Source organism: Bacillus sp. PDNC022, from assembly GCF_016919285.1.
GTDB classification, from domain to species: Bacteria; Bacillota; Bacilli; order Bacillales; family Bacillaceae; genus Bacillus; species Bacillus safensis.
This window is the reverse complement of sequence record NZ_CP070345.1, coordinates 1,003,868-1,022,852: the sequence shown is the minus strand read 5'-3', so window position 1 is coordinate 1,022,852 and position 18,985 is coordinate 1,003,868. Positions and strand designations below refer to the sequence as shown.

At 39.4% G+C, this 18,985-nt stretch carries 29 protein-coding genes; 19 read left to right on the top strand and 10 right to left on the bottom strand.

Annotated elements, in window-relative coordinates; translation table 11 throughout:
* The first annotated feature begins 144 nt into the window (after positions 1-144).
* A complete protein-coding gene (locus JVX94_RS05365) occupies positions 145-993 on the top strand; it encodes an STAS domain-containing protein (RefSeq protein WP_095408608.1) in 849 nt (282 codons plus the stop codon).
* Between the two features lie 31 nt (positions 994-1,024).
* Here JVX94_RS05365 and JVX94_RS05360 read toward each other — a convergent pair whose 3' ends face one another.
* Positions 1,025-1,567, bottom strand: coding sequence for a DL-endopeptidase inhibitor IseA (locus tag JVX94_RS05360; RefSeq protein ID WP_095408609.1), 543 nt, complete (start codon positions 1,565-1,567; stop codon positions 1,025-1,027).
* Positions 1,568-1,865: 298 nt separating this feature from the next.
* Here JVX94_RS05360 and JVX94_RS05355 point away from each other — a divergent pair, with 298 nt between their 5' ends.
* Positions 1,866-2,315, top strand: coding sequence for a hypothetical protein (locus tag JVX94_RS05355; RefSeq protein WP_095408610.1), 450 nt, complete (start codon positions 1,866-1,868; stop codon positions 2,313-2,315).
* 61 nt (positions 2,316-2,376) lie between these two features.
* Here JVX94_RS05355 and JVX94_RS05350 read toward each other — a convergent pair.
* A protein-coding gene (locus tag JVX94_RS05350) for an IS3 family transposase (protein WP_205183496.1) occupies positions 2,377-3,527 on the bottom strand; the annotation gives its coding sequence in 2 pieces (ribosomal slippage) (positions 2,377-3,254 and positions 3,254-3,527; 1,152 coding nt in all).
* 122 nt (positions 3,528-3,649) lie between these two features.
* Positions 3,650-4,270: a transcriptional repressor LexA gene (lexA, locus tag JVX94_RS05345; RefSeq protein WP_034283422.1), complete on the bottom strand. Its 621-nt coding sequence runs from the start codon at positions 4,268-4,270 to the stop codon at positions 3,650-3,652.
* A gap of 159 nt (positions 4,271-4,429) precedes the next feature.
* Here lexA and yneA point away from each other — a divergent pair, with 159 nt between their 5' ends.
* The 6 genes from yneA to JVX94_RS05315 all read left to right on the top strand — a co-directional run bounded on the left by yneA (position 4,430) and on the right by JVX94_RS05315 (position 8,845).
* A complete protein-coding gene (gene yneA / locus JVX94_RS05340; protein ID WP_024425130.1) occupies positions 4,430-4,741 on the top strand; it encodes a cell division suppressor protein YneA in 312 nt (103 codons plus the stop codon).
* Positions 4,742-4,758: 17 nt separating this feature from the next.
* Positions 4,759-5,406: a YneB family resolvase-like protein gene (locus JVX94_RS05335; RefSeq protein WP_203129872.1), complete on the top strand. Its 648-nt coding sequence runs from the start codon at positions 4,759-4,761 to the stop codon at positions 5,404-5,406.
* A gap of 69 nt (positions 5,407-5,475) precedes the next feature.
* Positions 5,476-5,706, top strand: a complete 231-nt coding sequence (locus tag JVX94_RS05330) for a DUF896 domain-containing protein (RefSeq protein ID WP_048240230.1) — start codon at positions 5,476-5,478, stop codon at positions 5,704-5,706.
* A gap of 187 nt (positions 5,707-5,893) precedes the next feature.
* Positions 5,894-7,897, top strand: coding sequence for a transketolase (gene tkt, locus JVX94_RS05325; RefSeq protein ID WP_095408611.1), 2,004 nt, complete (start codon positions 5,894-5,896; stop codon positions 7,895-7,897).
* 198 nt (positions 7,898-8,095) lie between these two features.
* Positions 8,096-8,542: a sporulation inhibitor of replication protein SirA gene (sirA, locus tag JVX94_RS05320; protein WP_024425134.1), complete on the top strand. Its 447-nt coding sequence runs from the start codon at positions 8,096-8,098 to the stop codon at positions 8,540-8,542.
* Between the two features lie 84 nt (positions 8,543-8,626).
* The gene (locus JVX94_RS05315) at positions 8,627-8,845 is read left to right on the top strand and encodes a YneF family protein (RefSeq protein ID WP_003212379.1); all 219 of its coding nucleotides are present in this window, start codon (positions 8,627-8,629) and stop codon (positions 8,843-8,845) included.
* Between the two features lie 262 nt (positions 8,846-9,107).
* On the opposite strand, the gene JVX94_RS05310 is transcribed toward JVX94_RS05315, so the two are convergent.
* Entirely contained in the window at positions 9,108-9,281 is a 174-nt protein-coding gene (locus JVX94_RS05310; RefSeq protein WP_369810454.1) for an aspartyl-phosphate phosphatase Spo0E family protein, read from the bottom strand.
* Between the two features lie 208 nt (positions 9,282-9,489).
* On the opposite strand from JVX94_RS05310, the gene JVX94_RS05305 reads away from it, so the two are divergent.
* On the top strand, positions 9,490-10,197 hold the full coding sequence (locus tag JVX94_RS05305; RefSeq protein WP_064498509.1) for a cytochrome c biogenesis CcdA family protein: 708 nt from the start codon (positions 9,490-9,492) through the stop codon (positions 10,195-10,197).
* Between the two features lie 94 nt (positions 10,198-10,291).
* On the top strand, positions 10,292-10,774 hold the full coding sequence (locus tag JVX94_RS05300) for a CcdC family protein (RefSeq protein ID WP_047203110.1): 483 nt from the start codon (positions 10,292-10,294) through the stop codon (positions 10,772-10,774).
* 20 nt (positions 10,775-10,794) lie between these two features.
* Here the strand turns inward: JVX94_RS05300 and JVX94_RS05295 are convergent, their stop codons facing one another.
* From JVX94_RS05295 to sspO, 4 genes are all read right to left on the bottom strand, one after another.
* Complete coding sequence (locus JVX94_RS05295) at positions 10,795-11,223, bottom strand: DUF2621 domain-containing protein (RefSeq protein ID WP_024427086.1); 429 nt, start codon at positions 11,221-11,223, stop codon at positions 10,795-10,797.
* 261 nt (positions 11,224-11,484) lie between these two features.
* The gene (locus JVX94_RS05290; RefSeq protein WP_095408612.1) at positions 11,485-11,886 is read right to left on the bottom strand and encodes an Hsp20/alpha crystallin family protein; all 402 of its coding nucleotides are present in this window, start codon (positions 11,884-11,886) and stop codon (positions 11,485-11,487) included.
* Positions 11,887-11,988: 102 nt separating this feature from the next.
* On the bottom strand, positions 11,989-12,135 hold the full coding sequence (locus tag JVX94_RS05285) for a small acid-soluble spore protein P (protein WP_205184784.1): 147 nt from the start codon (positions 12,133-12,135) through the stop codon (positions 11,989-11,991).
* 16 nt (positions 12,136-12,151) lie between these two features.
* On the bottom strand, positions 12,152-12,298 hold the full coding sequence (gene sspO, locus JVX94_RS05280) for a small acid-soluble spore protein SspO (protein ID WP_034283440.1): 147 nt from the start codon (positions 12,296-12,298) through the stop codon (positions 12,152-12,154).
* 220 nt (positions 12,299-12,518) lie between these two features.
* Between sspO and acnA the strand changes: the two genes are divergently transcribed.
* The 7 genes from acnA (at position 12,519) to JVX94_RS05245 (ending at position 17,312) form a co-directional block, all read left to right on the top strand.
* Positions 12,519-15,248, top strand: coding sequence for an aconitate hydratase AcnA (acnA, locus tag JVX94_RS05275; RefSeq protein WP_095408614.1), 2,730 nt, complete (start codon positions 12,519-12,521; stop codon positions 15,246-15,248).
* Positions 15,249-15,314: 66 nt separating this feature from the next.
* Entirely contained in the window at positions 15,315-15,818 is a 504-nt protein-coding gene (locus JVX94_RS05270; protein WP_095408615.1) for a TlpA family protein disulfide reductase, read from the top strand.
* Positions 15,819-15,891: 73 nt separating this feature from the next.
* On the top strand, positions 15,892-16,017 hold the full coding sequence (locus JVX94_RS05265) for an FbpB family small basic protein (protein WP_003211002.1): 126 nt from the start codon (positions 15,892-15,894) through the stop codon (positions 16,015-16,017).
* A 51-nt stretch (positions 16,018-16,068) separates the two neighbouring features.
* Positions 16,069-16,212, top strand: coding sequence for an acid-soluble spore protein N (locus JVX94_RS05260; protein ID WP_008357830.1), 144 nt, complete (start codon positions 16,069-16,071; stop codon positions 16,210-16,212).
* Between the two features lie 13 nt (positions 16,213-16,225).
* A complete protein-coding gene (gene tlp, locus JVX94_RS05255; RefSeq protein ID WP_111291032.1) occupies positions 16,226-16,468 on the top strand; it encodes a small acid-soluble spore protein Tlp in 243 nt (80 codons plus the stop codon).
* 106 nt (positions 16,469-16,574) lie between these two features.
* A complete protein-coding gene (locus tag JVX94_RS05250; protein ID WP_095408617.1) occupies positions 16,575-16,997 on the top strand; it encodes an acyl-CoA thioesterase in 423 nt (140 codons plus the stop codon).
* A 3-nt stretch (positions 16,998-17,000) separates the two neighbouring features.
* Positions 17,001-17,312 carry a hypothetical protein gene (locus JVX94_RS05245; protein ID WP_205184782.1) on the top strand — a complete coding sequence of 104 codons (312 nt, stop codon included), beginning with the start codon at positions 17,001-17,003 and terminating at the stop codon, positions 17,310-17,312.
* 39 nt (positions 17,313-17,351) lie between these two features.
* Here the strand turns inward: JVX94_RS05245 and JVX94_RS05240 are convergent, their stop codons facing one another.
* Positions 17,352-17,639 (bottom strand): HesB/YadR/YfhF family protein, encoded by a 288-nt coding sequence (locus JVX94_RS05240; RefSeq protein ID WP_024425145.1) that lies wholly within the window; start codon positions 17,637-17,639, stop codon positions 17,352-17,354.
* Between the two features lie 98 nt (positions 17,640-17,737).
* Positions 17,738-18,319: a glycerol-3-phosphate 1-O-acyltransferase PlsY gene (gene plsY / locus JVX94_RS05235; RefSeq protein WP_024425146.1), complete on the bottom strand. Its 582-nt coding sequence runs from the start codon at positions 18,317-18,319 to the stop codon at positions 17,738-17,740.
* Positions 18,320-18,394: 75 nt separating this feature from the next.
* Here plsY and JVX94_RS19685 point away from each other — a divergent pair, with 75 nt between their 5' ends.
* Positions 18,395-18,523 carry a hypothetical protein gene (locus JVX94_RS19685; protein ID WP_257995200.1) on the top strand — a complete coding sequence of 43 codons (129 nt, stop codon included), beginning with the start codon at positions 18,395-18,397 and terminating at the stop codon, positions 18,521-18,523.
* A complete protein-coding gene (locus tag JVX94_RS05230; protein ID WP_095408619.1) occupies positions 18,474-18,887 on the top strand; it encodes a CoA-binding protein in 414 nt (137 codons plus the stop codon). Before JVX94_RS19685 ends, JVX94_RS05230 begins: the two co-directional genes overlap by 50 nt.
* Positions 18,888-18,985 lie beyond the last annotated feature (98 nt).

The window sequence follows — 18,985 nt, the reverse complement described above, 5'->3', positions numbered from 1 at the left end:
CTGGAAAGAGTCTCCTTAGAGTGGGAGGCTCTTTTGTTTATCATCAGAGCCTATTCGAGATAGCAGGGACAAAAGATTCAGTGGTACAATCAATCTATAAGGTACAAAGACTGACAAGAAGAAAATGTGAAGGGACATATGCTTATGGATAAGAACCGTGCATTATACGATTTTTTTATGCAGCATGCAGAGAAGCTGACTGAAACATGGTATGAATCAATTGAGGACGATGATGCAGAATCCATATATCGTTCAACAGATTCCAGCATCATAGCAGAGCTAAAACGGCAGAATCAAGATTATTACCAGCATTTTATACGAGCTATTATTGAAGACAAGACGTATTTACATACTGAATTTAAAAAATGGTCTGAGGACTTAGCCAGTGATCCGAAGCACTTAAATACACCATTAGATTACGTCGTGAGAGAATACATGTCCAATCAAAGAGTGGTTCTGCATTACTTAAAAGAATTTATAAAACAGCGGCAAGATGAAATTGATATTGACCGCATCTTTTATTGGTATGATTTAATTTCCGAAGCGTTTAACATTTCAATCCATGTGTTTATCCAGCAATATGTGAAAAATACCACGAAGAAGCTTGTGGCTCAAAGAGATATGATTTACGAATTGAGCTCACCGGTGATTGTCTTAAAAAGCCAGATTGCGTTATTGCCTTTAGTAGGTGACATTGACACAGCTAGAGCAAAGATTATTTTAGAAAATACGCTAAAACAGTGCTCGCAAAAAGGTGTTCAGCATTTATGTATAGATTTATCGGGTGTTGTCATTATTGATACAATGGTGGCTCATCAAATCTTTGATCTTGTCACGTCACTTCGATTAATTGGAGTAGAGACGACCATTTCAGGGATTAGACCAGAAATTGCCCAAACAGCAGTGCAGCTCGGGCTTCCTTTTAATGAATTTCGCACGGCATCATCACTTGCTCACGCGCTGGACCGCATGACCGAATTTTCTCCAATATAAAAACCAGGCCGATGAAAGGCCTGGTTTTTATTTAGATGACAGCGTCAATTTTAGTTACTTTCCAATCTTTTTGTACTTTTTCGTACGTTACAGTTCGTTTTACTTTGCGTCCATCAAGTGTTGGGACTGTGAATTCATATGTGCGGATCGTTTGTTTTTTTGAAACAAGTTTGGGTGTGGCTTTTTCCCAATTGAGCATGTTGTCACCGTCACCGACTGGAACAGCCATTTTGCCTTTATGAACAATGAACTGATAATCTTTTAAACCATGTTTGATGGCATCTTTAGTGAAAACTTGAGATAGATAGCTGTTTAATTTTTTCTTTGTATCAAATGTTTTAGAAAGATAGTTGTACGTCATATCTTTATAGCTAAATGATTTTAATTTGTAATCAGAATGTTCTTTAATTTTGTAGCCTGACATTGCACTCCAAAAATGTTCTCTTGCATCAAGGGCAATATGTAACGCTTCTTTATTTGTCAAAGCGGCTGATTTCTTGGAAGCGGCCAATGTTGTCGTTTGTAATGAGATCATAAGCATAATAGCAGTTAATAAAACAAATAATTTTTTCAAGGCAATTGCCTCCTTTTCTCAATGAAAACTTCTTATGTTACAAATGTTACAATAATTACAGTGATATTACAAGTATTAAATCTAAATGTTCTTTTATTTCTTTTGTTTCTAATTATATAACGTTTGAGGGAGACAAAAAGTTTTCATTTTTTTTATTTTTCTTCTTAATGATTATTTAACCGTTCTAAAGAAGAATGAAACGTCTTTTGGAAAAATTTCTATTTAGACGTTTAACACACTCTTTTTTATTTATGACATATACTGTCGTGATGAATGTCTAAAGAAAGTGGTGTTTCGTATGTATCAACCGTATGAAGGTGTGTATAATGGGTATTCATATGATAGGCAGATGCAAGGATTTCCATCTGTTGGTATTCCTCAAGGTGGAGGGTTTCCTGGGTTTCCGATAGGAGGAGGAGGTACTTGGCCAGGGCAAGGTTCAGGCGGACACTCAGCACCGCCGGCACCGCCACAGCATATCATTTCCCAGTATCAGCAAGCACTCTCTCAGCCACAAAGTATGCAGTCGCTTATATCTGGGCAAGGTGTAGGCGGAGGCCATCAAACTGTACAATTTGCAGCGGGATGTAATAGAAGATGGACGATTGTGCTTTTGAGAAACGGTCAAGTATTTTTAATGTATATCCTTTCGTCACAGCCATTTGGCCGAACTACTGGCTTTATATGGCCGAACTTTACATTTGGTTCCTTCCCAAGTTCAAGTATTCTTGCCTATTCTTGTGCATAAAAGAAAAAGCCGGTTCTCATCGGGACTGACCCCCGATTTTGAGACAGGGATCAAAACACCTTTATGAAACAGCCAGTTGCCGAAACTCTTTTGGTGACTGGTTGTTTAATTTCAATTGAATTCGGATATTGTTATAATAATCAATATACTCTCTGACTGTTTTTTCTACAATGGCTGTTGTAGTCTTTGTCAGGTGGTGGAGATAGAATCCTTCTGATTTTAAACTGGAGTGGAAGGATTCGATGGGGGCATTATCAGCGGGCATTCCCTTACGGGACATGCTCATTGTAATGCCTTTTTCTTTTATCGCCTTTTGATAAGCATATGACGTGTAGACTGAACCTTGATCACTATGAAGTACGCAGCCTTTAGGCAGTGTCTGTAACTGGTTCAATGTTTCTAAAACAAGAGATACATCCTGTTTATCACCAATCGTATAAGCCACAATCTCACTAGTATATAAATCTTTTATGCTGGATAGATAAAGTGTTTTTTGCCCAAATGGCAGATACGTTATATCTGTCACCAGTTTTTCAAATGGCTTCGTGGCAGAAAAATCTTGTTTTAAGTGATTTTCTGCAATGTAATAGGGTTGACCGGTCTGTTTACGCTTTTTCATTTTCACACGACACTGTAAACCGTAGGTTTGCATAATACGTTGTACCGTCTTATGATTCATTTTCATTTCTTTCTGCAAGAGAGCTGTGATTTTACGATAACCGTACGTATATTGATATGATTCACAAAGTGATGAAATCAACTCGATTAGTTTCTGTTTTTTTGGCTGATGGTTTTGTTTTTTCCATCGATAAAATGAGGATCTTGCAAGCTCAAACATCTGACAAAATGCGCTTATACTTACTTGATTTTTTACGGTCTCGTAAATCGACACTAACGCTTCTTTTTTCACTTCCTTTCCCATTCTATATACTTTTTTAATATGTCAATTTGTTGTTTTAGAAAACGATTTTCTGTTTTTAACTTCTCGTGCTCATCTTGATATTCAGGTCCTTTCCCGTATGAATACTGCTTCCCAACTGGTTGATGAAACCGATGGTTTTCACCCTCACGATACCATTTCATCCACGTTTTTACTTGTGTCCTATTCTTAATTCCTAGCTTGTCCATGATTTCTTTTGTCGGGATCCCTGCTAATCTCATTTGAACGGCCTCTTCTTTTATGCTAATTGGATAACTAACTCTTTTTCCCATACAAAAACACCTCCAAATTGTTTTCAGGTATGCTATACCCGATTTTCAACTTAAAGGTGTTTTTATTTGTCTCGCTTTATGGGGTCAGTCCCCATCAGCAGCTGATGAAATACCGGCTTTTTTTAATGAATATTTCGAAATACGCCAATCACTTTACCTAGTATACTCACATTCTGTAAAATAATCGGTTCCATAGATGGATTCTCTGGCTGTAATCTAAAGTGTGTATTTTCTTTATAGAAACGTTTCACTGTCGCTTCATCTTCCTCTGTCATGGCGACCACAATATCTCCATTGTTAGCGGTGCTTTGCTGACGCACAATGACATAGTCCTTGTCCAAAATGCCTGCATCAATCATACTTTCTCCCATAATTTCAAGCATAAACACTTGTTCATCTGGTGCTGCAAAAGTCTCTGGAAGAGGGAAGTATTCTTCTACATTCTCAACAGCCGTGATAGGCAGGCCGGCTGTTACTTTTCCGATGACTGGGACGTTCATTACAGCACTCTTTGGAATATTCATTTCCTCTTCATCTAGTACTTCGATCGCTCTAGGTTTTGTCGGGTCTCTTCTAATTAAGCCCTTTGTTTCTAGTCTAGCTAAATGTCCATGGACCGTTGAACTGGATGCTAGACCGACAGCTTCTCCAATTTCACGGACGGATGGGGGATAACCCTTGCTTTTTACTTCATCTTTGATGAATTTTAGGATATCGAGTTGTCTTTTTGATAGCTTCGTCATCTTTTGCACCTCAAAACGTCAATTTTAAAGAAATTATAGCATGTTTTTCCTAACAGTACAAACATAGGTTCGAAAAAAACGTTTGACAGAAACGTTTGTTCGTATTTATAATGAGTGACAGAAAGAGCGAACACATATTCTATTAGGAGAGATGACATTATGAGGTTAAAAGAATCTATTATTTTTATTGGGGTATTCTCATTCATCGTTGGCATATTTCTCTCACTTATTGCAGTCACAAGCCATAATGATTCAAATCAGTATGTTAAAATAGAGGTTCAATCAGGTGATACTCTTTGGGGGTTAGCTGATCAAGTAAATGACAGCAAATCAATCGACAAAAATGCATTTATTGACTGGGTCACCGAACACAATGATCTTGCTTCAACAGAAATCCAGCCAGGAGACATTCTTGTCATACCCGTCAAAAAAGAGCATCCAGTCGTATATCAACTTGCAACAGTACAGTAGAAAGGTCGATTTTAGACATGAACGCAATCATTTATGCGAGAGTAAGCACTGTCAAAGAAGAGCAGGAAACCTCGCTGAAAAGACAAGAAGAAGAACTGCTGGCGTTAGCTGCTATACACAAGATGAATGTGGTCAAAGTCATCAAAGAAAAAGCAAGTGGATACGATCTAGATCGTGATGGTGTGTTTGAAATGCTTGCTGCACTGAAGGAAGAGTCAATCGACGCCGTTCTTATCCAAGATGAAACACGTCTTGGAAGAGGACAAGCAAAAATTGCGCTTCTTCATTGTCTATTTAAAGAGAACGTAAAGGTATACAGTGTGTTTCATAGAGGAGAGCTTGAGCTTTCAGAAGCAGATGAAATGGTCATTGAGATTGTAGGAGTCGTCGAAGAGTACCAACGGAAAATTCATAACCTGAAAATCAAGCGGGGGATGAAAAGGGCTGTTGAGCGCGGATATCAGCCTGAACTGAATTTAAGGCAGCAGGACCATGCACCTGGCCGTGAACGTATTGAAGTACCGATTTCAGAAATTGTTCGATTAAGAAAAAACAACATGACGTTCGCCGAAATTGCCGCAACTCTTCAGGCATTAGGTTTTGACATTTCAAAAGCAACGGTGCATAGAAGGTATCAGGAATACGAAAAAGGCCTTACCACCTAAAGCGTGATTTGTTGTCAAAATGATTGATATTTAGTAGTATGTAGAGAAAATGCTTTAAAGGAGTTTGTCATGATTTCTAAAGAACAGCTTGCAAGAATAAATGAGCTTTCAAAAAAGTCGAAAGAGACCGGTTTATCAGACGCTGAAAAAACAGAACAAAAGAAGTTGAGAGAAGAGTATTTGAAAGCTTTTCGTTCTTCTATGAAAAATACACTTAAAACCGTTAAAATCGTTGACCCTGAAGGAAACGATGTCACACCAGAAAAATTAAAAAGAGAAAAAGATCAGAACCTTCATTAAGGCTGTGATTTCTTGAATTTTGAAAAGATGGGAAGAATATTCTCGTCTTTTTTCATATTTGCATAACTTTTTAGGTGATCGATAAACTAAATGTGACAAAATCCTTCTTTTTCAGCGTGAAATAGTTGTGAAAAAAGGACAGTAGATTTATGATAATGGTGTACACAAGATACGGAAGGGGATTTATATGGAAACGATTGAATTGAAATCTATTGCAACAATACGTACTCTCTCCATAGACGCAATTGAAAAAGCGAATTCCGGTCACCCAGGAATGCCGATGGGTGCTGCACCAATGGCATACGCTTTATGGACGAATCACTTAAACGTAAGTCCGCAAAATCCAAATTGGTTCAACAGAGACCGCTTTGTTTTATCTGCAGGACATGGTTCTATGCTTTTATACAGCATGCTTCATTTAAGCGGATACAACCTGAGCATCGAAGATTTAAAACAATTCCGCCAATGGGGAAGCAAAACACCTGGACATCCTGAATTTGGACATACAGAAGGCGTAGATGCGACAACTGGTCCTTTAGGCCAGGGAATTGCTATGGCAGTAGGAATGGCACTTGCAGAAAGACATCTTGCGGAAACGTATAACAAAGACAACTTTCATGTTGTAGATCACTATACATACAGCATTTGCGGAGATGGAGACTTAATGGAGGGGATTTCCTCTGAAGCTGCTTCACTTGCTGGTCATTTAGGCTTAGGCCGTTTAATCGTTCTTTACGATTCAAATGACATTTCTTTAGATGGCGACCTAGATCGTTCATTCTCTGAAAATGTGAAGAATCGTTTTGAAGCGATGAACTGGGAAGTTCTTTATGTGAAAGACGGCAACAACATCGAAGAAGTAACAGCTGCTATTGAAAAGGCGAAACAAAGCACAGACAGACCTACATTAATCGAAGTGAAAACAACGATCGGTTTCGGGTCGCCAAACCGTGCGGGAACGTCTGGTGTGCATGGTGCACCGCTTGGCAGTGAGGAAGCAAAGCTGACGAAGGATGCTTACTCTTGGACGTTTGAAGAAGATTTCCATGTACCTTCTGAAGTGTACGATCATTTCAAAGAAGCTGTAAAAGACGCAGGACAGAAAAAAGAAGCAGCGTGGAATGAGCTGTTTGCGCAATACGAAAAAGAATATCCAGAGCTAGCAGCACAGCTGAAGCTTGCGATTGAAGGAAAACTTCCTGAGAATTGGGATCAAGAGGTTCCTGTTTATGAAGCAGGTTCAAGCCTTGCCTCCCGCGCATCTTCAGGCGAAGTGTTAAATGGCATTGCGAAGCAAGTTCCTTTCTTTATTGGTGGTTCGGCTGACCTTGCTGGATCAAATAAAACAACGATTAAAAACACGGATGATTTCGGAAAAAATAATTATGCCGGCAAAAACATTTGGTTCGGTGTCAGAGAATTTGCAATGGGTGCTGCGCTCAATGGTATGGCACTTCACGGCGGTCTTCGTGTATTCGGCGGAACGTTCTTTGTTTTCTCAGATTACTTAAGACCAGCGATTCGTCTTGCTGCCTTAATGGGACTTCCAGTCACATACGTCTTTACTCATGATAGTATCGCTGTTGGTGAAGATGGTCCGACGCATGAGCCGGTTGAACAGCTTGCTTCATTGCGTGCGATGCCTAACCTTTCAGTTATCCGCCCAGCAGATGGAAATGAAACAGCTGCAGCGTGGAAACTAGCTGTATCTTCAACGGATAAACCGACTGCACTAGTTCTTACTCGTCAAAACCTTCCAACGATTGACCAAGCACCAGAGAAGGCATATGAGGGAGTAGAAAAAGGTGGATACGTTGTGGTTGAAGCAGCTGATGCACAGCCAGAAGCACTTCTACTCGCTTCAGGATCTGAGGTTGGTTTAGCGATTGAAGCGCAAAAGGCACTTGAAAAAGAGGGTATCCGCGCGTCTGTTGTCAGCCTTCCTGCATGGGATCGCTTCGATCAGCAGTCAGACGAATACAAAGAATCCGTTCTTCCTAAAGCAGTGCGTGCACGTGTTGCGATTGAAATGGGCGCTTCACTTGGCTGGGAGCGTTATACTGGCCTTGATGGTGACGTGATTGCAATTGATAAATTTGGTGCTTCTGCTCCAGGTGAAACCATTATCGAGAAATACGGATTTACTGTCAGCAATGTAGTCAGCCGCGTGAAAGCGAAGCTGAATAAATAAACGATCTTCAAGCATCATGCTTTTTTGCTATCTGTTTGCAGAGCATTTTCATTCGCTCTGCAAACTTTTTTCTTTTTTCTTGTTTTTTTGACAAAACTAGTTTCTTCTTGCTTCATATATAGACAATTCTTTCTTTCACATTTTTGTATAATACAAGCAATAAATGAGATTGACGAAATGTGAAAGGAAGGGATAGACATGGAACGCCATTATTATATTTATTGGATTGAGGATGAATTTGCGCATCACTATTTTGGCAGAGAATCAATTTTGTTTCATTTGTTTGAGTCGTTACACTGGACGAACCGCACTGACGATGAGTTGGTTATGCTTGTGAAGCAAGTGGATTATGTGACGAAACGAATCCCTGCTTTTCATATGCACCAGCGTCTAATGAATAACTTAACGAACATTCACTATACACAAATAGGCTCGATTTACAGCGCCTCCTTACCAGATGGAAAAGGAACTGCAGCATTTATTATAAAAGACAGGTATATCCAAATGTCTGCCACTGGCAGTTATGAGGCAGAAGCGGTGTTTTTTGAAGTGCTGAGAAAAATCAGCCCTTGTTTTCTTGCGATGGACTTTAGTTCAAAGAAGCACGGGTGGCTTAATCCAGTAAAAGTGAGGAATTTTGTTTAAAAAAATAAAATTGAACGTGAAATGTTGTATAATAGCCTTTTGTTTAGTACACTTTATACGAGACAACATGAAGGAGGAAGAATTATGGATTTATGGGTTGTCATCCTTGTAGGCGTTGTTGCACTGCTTGCAGGAGTTGCACTCGGATTCTTTATTGCTCGTAAGTATATGATGAGCTATTTGAAAAAGAATCCACCGATTAATGAACAAATGCTTCGAATGATGATGATGCAAATGGGCATGAAACCGTCCCAGAAGAAAATCAATCAAATGATGAAAGCCATGAACAACCAAGCGAAATAATACGTACGATATTATGATCATAGATGGAACATGGTTATAAAGAATGGACAAGCGTTGTCCTTTCTTTATTCAATTCACCTTCATCAGACGCTTAAAACCACTGTACTTGCATGAATGAAGCAGGGAAGGTGGTTTTTATTATGGCGTCAAGCAACATGTAAAAAAACAAAAAACCCCTATGTCAGAGGTTTTTGTTTCGTTTATGGTCACCATATCAACTGTTCTAATAATTGTGCGGCATGTTTGATATCATGAAGTATGATTAGTTGGCTGAGTTTGAGTGTAAGTGTCGTTGATATTGTAAGAGGAGATGATCTAGCTGCTGGCTATGTTCGATGGTCACTGTTGATGTCATCCCATTGTGCAAGACAACTTTCATCAGCTCTTCTCTTTTTTCTTCGATTTGAGTTAATAATGATGTTTTTACCAAAGTCATGTTCCTTTCATGCAAATCTTGATAAAAAGAATCGATTCTATTATATCCATTTTAAGGTTTATTTTCAAATTTAAAGGATTCATTATCTTGATGTCAAATTAAATTATATAAGGTTTTAAGAGAATAGACCATCTTTATTGAGGTGATGTAAAAAAAATGAAATGATTTTGTCATCTCTTATTGTATATTGTAAGAAGGGGGTGTTCTTTTGACAGATTTGAATTACTTTTTAGCATTTGGAGCAGGATTTCTTTCTTTTATTTCACCGTGCTGTCTGCCGCTTTATCCAGCGTTTTTATCGTATATTACGGGCGTTAGTATAGATGAAGTGAAATCTGAGAAGGTGATGCTGAGAAGAAGAAGTCTGCTTCATACATTATTCTTTTTAGTTGGGTTCTCTATTATATTTATTGCGATTGGCTTTGGGACATCGTTTGTCGGGAAGTTTTTTAATGATTATCATCAAGCGATTCGTCAAATTGGAGCCATCCTCATTATTTTCTTTGGTTTTATGACTCTTGGCGTATTTAAGCCCTCTTTCCTCATGGGCGAAAAGAGAATACAGTTCAAAAATCGTCCTGCTGGTTTTTTTGGATCCATTCTCATCGGAATGGGCTTTGCCGCTGGATGGACACCTTGTACTGGACCTATTTTATCCGCTGTCATCACACTGGCAAGTAACAATCCTGAGTCGGCGGTCATGTATATGATTGCGTATATATTTGGATTTGCCGTCCCGTTTTTTATTCTCTCCTTTTTCATTACGAAAATGGGGTGGATCAGAAAGCGTCAGCAGCTCATCATGCGAATTGGCGGGATCATTATGATTGTGGTAGGGATTTTGCTGTTCTTTGATCTTCTCACATGGATTATCATCATGTTCTCATCATTGTTTGGCGGCTTTACAGGCTTTTGAAATCGTTTTCTACAGTCGCGGCGAATGGTTTTTTTTCGTCAATTGGAGTATATTATACATAGGCTGACCTTAAAGAATAAAGGAATGATTTGATATGATGATTTTGATCTCTTCTATAATAGCGATATGTATGGCGGTGGCCGTCATGTTTATTCGCATTAAGTCATCTGCAAAACCTGCAACTGCGAAAAAAATTATTTTACCTCCTATTTTCATGAGCACTGGTGCACTGATGTTTTTTGTTCCTATGTTTCGGGTAACTGGAGCTGAATTTCTAGAAGCGATCACAGTGGGGATGTTTTTCTCTATATTTTTAATCAAAACATCAAAGTTTGAAATTAGAGGCAATGACATCTACTTAAAGCGTTCAAAAGCATTTGTGTTCATTCTCATTGGACTTCTTGTCCTTCGTATCGGAATGAAGACCATCCTGAGTTCTTCTATTGATTATGGTTCATTAAGCGGTATGTTTTGGATTCTTGCCTTTGGCATGATCGTGCCTTGGCGCGTTGCGATGTATTTGTCGTTTAGAAAGCTGTCCAAACAATTAGATCCGCAGCAGATTCAAATGAATTAAACCTCCTTTAAAAAAGGAGGTTATTTTAATAACGATTCATATGGCGAGTGATCAATGTTTTTTTCTTGAAGGCGCTTCAGTAAAAACTTATGATCCCGCTTCGGTGTAGCCATAATGTAGCCGCGAATGATTAAGTCTAAATTAATGCTGGCAGCCTGTTCTTTTAATGCCAGCTCGCCAATTTTACCCGCAATTTTTTCTTTGGCAACATCTCTAAACAGCTCTGGAACAGGCAATACGAGTTCATTTAACAGCTGTTTGTCCTCATCCCGCCATAGGTGAAGGCTCTTTTGAATATATTCATCCTGCCAATCAAGTTCTGATTTCCCATCTTCCTTTGGCAATCGTTTTAAAAATTTGCGAAACATAAAAAAGCCACCGATTGCGAGTAATCCGATCATCACTGTACCCCAAAATAAAATGAACCACAAAAACCAGCCGCTTAACATGTTCTCACTCCTTATACCCCTTATCTCTCTATTTTATATTACATGAAGAGAGGATAGAAGAAAATAACAAAAATGTATGTCTATTATCTCTATAAACGCCCTTTTTCATTGATAGCCGCCCATTTACTAGAATGACCCAAACCAATCAATAGAAAAAGAATACATTATCATATAGCGACTCTACTATTTGGCCATGGTGGTTCGCAAAAGGTATTGACTTGAAACGAACGGAAGAGAGCCCACCTAAATAAAGGTGGGCTCTTAATGTTTGAAGTGCGGGATTTGAAAGGAAAATGCACCGTTTGGATGGTCGGAACATTTTTTAATTTTTATCGATATGATTCGGTTTTCATAATCTGTTTCAATGTCTTTGTCGTTTAAATAAAAAGGGAGCATCACGCTTTTTTCAATTGACTGTTCGCCTTCACCATTTGGTTTTTGTACTGTGTAAGTCATCGTCAGCTCATGTTCAGCGAAGGTCAGTTTTACATCAGTGATCGATAGGGTGGAGACATCGATTTCGATAATATAGTCACGGCTTGTTTCATAAAGATCAATTGGGAGGTGTTCATCATACCAGGCAAATGGATCATCCATTAAAACATTGAGCCAATCATCTATTTCAAGAAAATCAGAGGAATTCGATTGCTTTTCATTCTCCATAAACACTCCTCCATCACATCTCATAATAAATCATATGATGAAAATGGAAATGTGTGAAAGACCTAAAACATCCCGTTTGGTCACGGGATGAGAGAGGAATGTTTACATATCATGATGAGAATTGTTCTTTTGTCTTGTATGGTTGCGGTTTTTCACTTTTTTACTGCCTGATAATGGCTCAGGCTGTCCGCCTTGATGCTCCTTAGGAGAGTTTTGACGGATGTCTTTCCCTGTGTTTTTATTCGTCATGATTTTTGGCTCCTTCTTATTGATTCTTTTTGCGTTTTTTATTGTTTTGTCTTTGTTCTTCTGTTAAAACGAGTTGATCATCTTCCGTATAGCCTGCGCCATTACCCTGGCTTTTGGCTGCGTTCATGCCATTAATGACATGATTAGCTTTGCGTTTTGTCATGTTATATCACCTCATTTGTAGTATGAGCCCGCTCCGCTTCGTTTATGAAGAGTAATCATTTCCTGATGATAAGTTAAACTTATTGAATTTAATAAAAGCATTGTTATTTACTTATGTATGAATTTGTTTTAAGATGAAATTGTGAGAAAATTGTGGTGAAATACGACGATTTTTCTGAGAATTGAAATTGATCTTGATCATCAAAAGGGGGATTTTGGACATGTCGAAACAGCAGCAAGTCGCTAAACAAGACGCTTTTCAATCTAGAAAAACGTTTTCGACAAATGGGAAAACGTATCACTATTATTCGTTAGAAGCACTAGAGAAACAAGGAATCGGAAATGTTTCTAAGCTGCCTTATTCCATTAAGGTACTTTTAGAATCAGTGCTTCGCCAAGTAGACGGTAGAGTGATCAAGAAGGAACACGTTGAAAACTTGGCAAAATGGGGAACTGCCGAGGTAAAAGAAATTGATGTTCCATTTAAACCTTCTCGTGTTATTTTACAAGACTTCACGGGTGTACCAGCCGTCGTTGACCTTGCTTCTTTAAGAAAAGCAATGGCAGATGTAGGCGGGGATCCGGATAAAATCAACCCTGAAATTCCAGTTGACCTTGTTATTGACCACTCAGTACAAGTTGATAAAGCTGGAACTGAAGATGCATTAAACATTAACATGGATTTAGAATTCGAACGTAACGCAGAGCGTTATAACTTCCTTAGCTGGGCAAAGAAAGCGTTTAATAACTATCAAGCTGTGCCGCCTGCAACAGGAATTGTTCACCAAGTGAACTTAGAGTATCTTGCAAGTGTTGTTCATGCGATTGAAGAAGATGGCGAGATCATCACTTACCCAGATACATTAGTTGGTACTGACTCTCATACAACGATGATTAACGGTATCGGTGTACTTGGATGGGGCGTTGGCGGTATCGAAGCGGAAGCTGGTATGCTCGGTCAGCCTTCATATTTCCCAGTACCAGAAGTTATTGGTGCTAAATTAGTTGGAGAGCTTCCAAACGGAACAACTGCAACTGACCTTGCACTAAAAGTTACACAAGTTCTTCGTGAAAAAGGCGTAGTTAACAAATTCGTTGAGTTCTTCGGACCTGGTGTTGCACAATTGCCGTTAGCAGATCGCGCAACAATTGCGAACATGGCGCCAGAATACGGTGCTACTTGTGGATTCTTCCCAGTAGATGAAGAAGCGCTTGCTTACCTTCGCCTTACTGGACGTGATGAAGAGCAAATTAATATCGTTGAAGAATATTCTCGCGCAAATGGCTTATTCTATACGCCAGATGCAGAAGAGCCAATTTTTACAGATGTTGTGGAAATTGATCTTTCTCAAATTGAATCAAACTTATCTGGTCCAAAACGTCCACAAGATTTGATTCCACTTTCTCAAATGAAAGAGACGTTCCATAAACACATCGAAAGCCCAGCTGGTAACCAAGGGTTTGGCTTAGATAAATCAGAGCTTGATAAACAAATCGAATTTGATCTTTCAAACGGTGAAAAAGCTGTGATGAAGACAGGTGCGATTGCGATTGCGGCGATTACGAGCTGTACGAATACATCGAACCCATACGTTTTAATCGGAGCAGGTCTTGTTGCGAAGAAAGCAAGTGAGCTCGGTATGAAGGTGCCAAACTACGTGAAAACGTCACTAGCGCCAGGTTCTAAAGTTGTAACAGGATACCTTGTGAATTCAGGACTTCTTCCATATTTAAGAGACCTCGGATTTAACATTGTTGGCTATGGCTGTACAACATGTATCGGAAACTCAGGACCGCTTGCACAAGAAATTGAGGATGCTGTCTCTGAAAACGATCTGCTGATCACTTCTGTTTTATCAGGTAACCGTAACTTTGAAGGTCGTATCCATCCGCTTGTGAAAGGGAACTACCTTGCATCTCCACCATTAGTTGTGGCTTATGCACTTGCTGGTACGGTGAATATTGATTTAACAAAAGACCCTATCGGTGTCGATAAAAATGGCGAGAACGTTTATTTCAATGACATTTGGCCATCAATGGATGAAATCAACAGCGTCGTTAAAAGCACTGTTACACCTGAGCTATTCCGTTCAGAGTATGAAACTGTTTTTGACAACAATGACCGCTGGAATGAAATTAAAACGACGGATGATGCATTGTACAAATGGGATGAAAATTCCACATACATTGATAACCCGCCATTCTTTGAAAACCTATCAGTTGAACCTGGTAAAGTTGAACCGCTTAAAGGCTTGCGCGTCGTTGCGAAGTTCGGTGACTCTGTCACAACTGACCATATTTCTCCTGCTGGAGCGATTGGTAAGGACACACCGGCGGGCAAATACTTGCAAGAAAGAGGCGTGTCGCCTAGAGACTTTAACTCATATGGGTCTCGCCGTGGTAACCACCATGTTATGATGAGAGGTACTTTTGCAAACATCCGTATTAAGAACCAAATTGCACCAGGAACAGAAGGCGGATATACAACCTACTGGCCAACTGGTGAAGTGACATCGATTTATGATGCATGCATGCGTTATAAAGAGGATGGAACAGGTCTTGCGATTTTAGCAGGTAAAGACTACGGAATGGGTTCTTCACGTGACTGGGCTGCAAAAGGAACAAACCTTCTTGGAATTAAATTTGTTCTAGCTGAAAGCTTTGAGCGTATCCACAGAAGTAACCTTGTCTTCATGGGCGTACTTCCTTTGCAGTTTAAAGACGGAGAAAGTGCAGAAACTCATGGCCTAACAGGAACAGAAACATTTGAAGTTCATGTTGACGAAACAGTTCGTCCGCGTGATCTCGTCACTGTGAAAGCAATTGACACAGATGGAAACGAGAAAACGTTTGAAGTAGTGGTTCGCTTTGACAGTGAAGTCGAAATTGACTACTATCGTCATGGCGGTATCCTTCAAATGGTACTTCGCGAAAAATTGGCAAGCAACTAATTCAGCAAAGAAGAGAAGGCGATCTAACAGCTTTCTCTTCTTTTTTAAAATAGTGGAGGATCAATCATGTGGAAAAAAGGAATGGCAAGCGCTGTTTTACTTGTGTTGATTGGTTTACTTGCGTGGAATTTATTTGGGCCAAAAGAGCCCGCAATCGGTCTTGAAAAAGGCGATCAAGCCCCTGATTTTGAACTGAAAACCCTTGACGGCAAAACCGCCTCGTTATCTGATTACCGAGGGAAAAAGGTGCTCGTCAATTTCTGGGCGACATGGTGTAAGCCGTGCAGGACGGAAATGCCGGATTTAGATGCGATTAGGAGCGAAAATGACGGGGTCGAAGTACTAGCGGTGAATTTGACGACCACTGAAAAGAGTGTGGATCATGTGGCAGCATTCACAAAAGAATTAAAGGTGAGCTTTCCTGTATTATTGGACCAAAAAGGCATTCAAGCAAGATATCAGGTGCTTTCATACCCAACGACATACATATTAGATGAAAAAGGACGCATCATGTCTGTGAAGCATCAAATGCTGACAAAAAAAGAAATTGAAAAAGAGCTGGATCTATAATGATTCAGCTCTTTTGCTTATTTTCTAAATGTTTTGGCGAAAATGTAATCATACATATTTGGAGGTGAGTGGAATGAGAAGAAGAAAACGACGCACATTTGAAGAGCTTGTGCTTGAAAATAAAAAAGAATTATTAAGCAATGAGGAATTTTTAAACCAGCTTGAAGAAAAGTTGGAAGAGCGATTTAGACAAAAATAAGTTATGAATTATCCGTTTTCGTTCATCCTAAAGAAGAGGGAGGGATGAATGATGGGTAGAGAGCATGATAAACAAGCACAGTTTACACCAGACCATTTAGGGACGAAGCCTGTAGCATACAAACGGAATAAAGGTAAAAAGATGCATAATAAATCAAATGAACAGCCTGATGTGATCCAGACAAAGGGCGAATAAGGAGGGAATCGTGATGAATGACAAGTCATATCAATCCAATCCAGATGATCGTTCTGATAATGTTGAAAAGCTGCAAGATATGATCGAGAACACACTTGACAATATCGATGAATCTGAAGCAGCGATGTCCCTTTCGACAGATGCAGAAAAGCAAATGATCAAACAAAAAAACGATAACCGCAAAATGAGTATTGATGCGATGCGTTCTGAAATTAAGGATGAAGAAGCGGCAAGAAAGAATGGCTATACCGAATAAACCAGGGATTCCTGGTTTATTTTATTGCCTCTTTTAGAAGAACCATTTGGAATGTGGTAAAATGGCAGAGACAGACCTTAGGTTTTGATAGGAGAGCGATGAAAACGTGTATATATCAAAAAAAGAAATAGAAGTCCGTTATGCAGAAACAGATCAAATGGGCATCGTGTATCATGCCAATTATTTAGTCTGGATGGAAGTTGGCAGAACAGCATTGATTAAAGAATTAGGTTTTTCCTATGCGCAGCTAGAAGCAGACGGTGCTCTTGCGCCTGTGATAGACTTGCAGGTTCAATATAAAAAACCGTTGCTGTATGGTGAAACAGCAACCGTTCATACATGGATTGAAGAATATAATGGTGTCAAAACGGTGTATGGGTATGAAATTCAAAAACCTGATGGACAAACAGCGATTACAGGGACAACCGCGCATATTTGTGTAGATAAAGACACCTTTAGACCTATTCAATTTAGAAAAGCCTTTCCTGCCTGGCATAAAGTATATGAACAGTCGAAGAAACAGGTTTAATCCATGGCTTTTGGTATTAAACGAAACGATTTAAACGCTTGGAAAACAGCTGTCCAGCAAGGGAAAGTTGCTTTTTTAACACACTATTGGCTTGATGACCGTTTTCCAAATGCCAATACCGTCACAAAAGCTGCCTGTCAGGATATGAAGCAGTTAGTTGAGTGGGGAGAAAGACACGGATTAAAAAAAGAATGGATCCATGACCGCGCAGGGTTTCCTCACTTTGACTTGATCGGAGAACCGCAAAAAAGAATTCTGCAAAAGGAACGGTCTTTAGGAAACATTCTGGAGTATGGACTGTATATTGAAGTGTAAAACAAAAAAGATACCCGAGGGATGAGGTATCTTTTTTGTTTATTCATAATGAAATTCTGGTTCTTTCACGGACTCGTTATAATCAATATGCAGATCATGGTTGTCAAAGTACCAAATATCACTTTCCTCAATAAAGAAAGTAATACCTTCTATTTCAGCGGTTGCGCCGGCATTTTGAGGTTCATCTTTTGCGACGCCGAGAGAAAAGCCTTTTTGTACATTACTGCACCCGCCATATCTCACAAAAAAGCGAACTTGATCACCTTTTTCTAAATCTAATTCATCTTTGTACCAATTGAGTGCATCTTCTTTTATCGTTAATTTCATTGTGATCGCCCCTTTTTGAAGTCATGCTGTTTTTTAAAATGCAGGATGCAAAAACAGCTTTTCTTTACTTTTACCACATATTTAAATGGATGAAACGGCTAGAGCCATTTGATTTTCGGTTCAGTTTTGTTGAGAATTCGTTTGAGGTTGGCGATGTGTCTGTAGATCACAAAGCCAGCAAGAACGGCAACAACAATGATTAAGAATAGGTCTTTGGTGAATATGCTGTAAATAAATGTATAGATCCCGGTCAGCATAGATGATAGTGAAACATATTTACTAATGTATAAAAATAAGAAAAAAGCAGCGATCATCGTGATAAATAGGAATGGGGCATAAAATAGCAGCACACCGCCTGATGTAGCGACTGCTTTTCCCCCTTTAAATTTTGCAAAGACAGGAAAGCTGTGACCGATAACAGCAGCAACTCCTGCTAATAAGGGATGGATGTCCAGCTGCATGAAAAACGGTAAAGCTGAAGCAAGCGTCCCTTTTAGGATATCAGCAGTAATCACAATAGACCCTGCTTTTACACCAAGTGTACGAAATGCATTCGTCGCACCTAGGTTTCCGCTGCCATGTTCACGGATATCGATTCCCTTTGCAGCTTTCCCGACAATGAGACCGGATGGAATACTGCCGAGAAGATAAGCCAAAATAAACATCAAAGCAATTAACATCTGCATAACTCCTTTATATTCTCCCTCTTGTCTTACATTTTAACATGATCTTGTGAAAAACATGGGGAACTTTTTTTGAAAAAATCGAAAGCAGATGGATTCAGCTTTGTTTTTAAGCAGAAATTCGCTAAAATAGAGGAAAAGGAGTGTCTTGATGAACAATCCTACGAAAGAAGAAATTGGCCGTATATTAAAGAGCAGTAAACGAATTGCTGTTGTTGGATTATCAAATCAGCCGCACCGGACATCTTATATGGTGTCTAAAGCGATGCAGGATGCCGGGTATGAGATCATTCCAGTGAACCCTACGATCGATGAAGCTCTCGGTGTGAAAGCAGTCTCTTCTTTAAAAGACATAAAAGAGCCTGTCGATATCGTCAATGTTTTTAGACGTTCAGAGTTTTTGCCAGAGGTGGCAGAAGAGTTTCTCGAAATAGACGCACCTGTTTTTTGGGCGCAGCAAGGCATATATCACGAAGAAGCGAAAAGGCTGATTGAGGAAAATGGCAAGGTCGCCATCATGGATTTATGTATCAAGGTGGCTCATGCGATGACAAAAACTCATTAAATCGTCAAAAATCCTTGGTTTTTCAAGGATTTTTGCTTTTTTGTTGCAGAAACATATTTGCGATTCTAGAAGAAAGCGATAAAATAAGGCGACAGGGA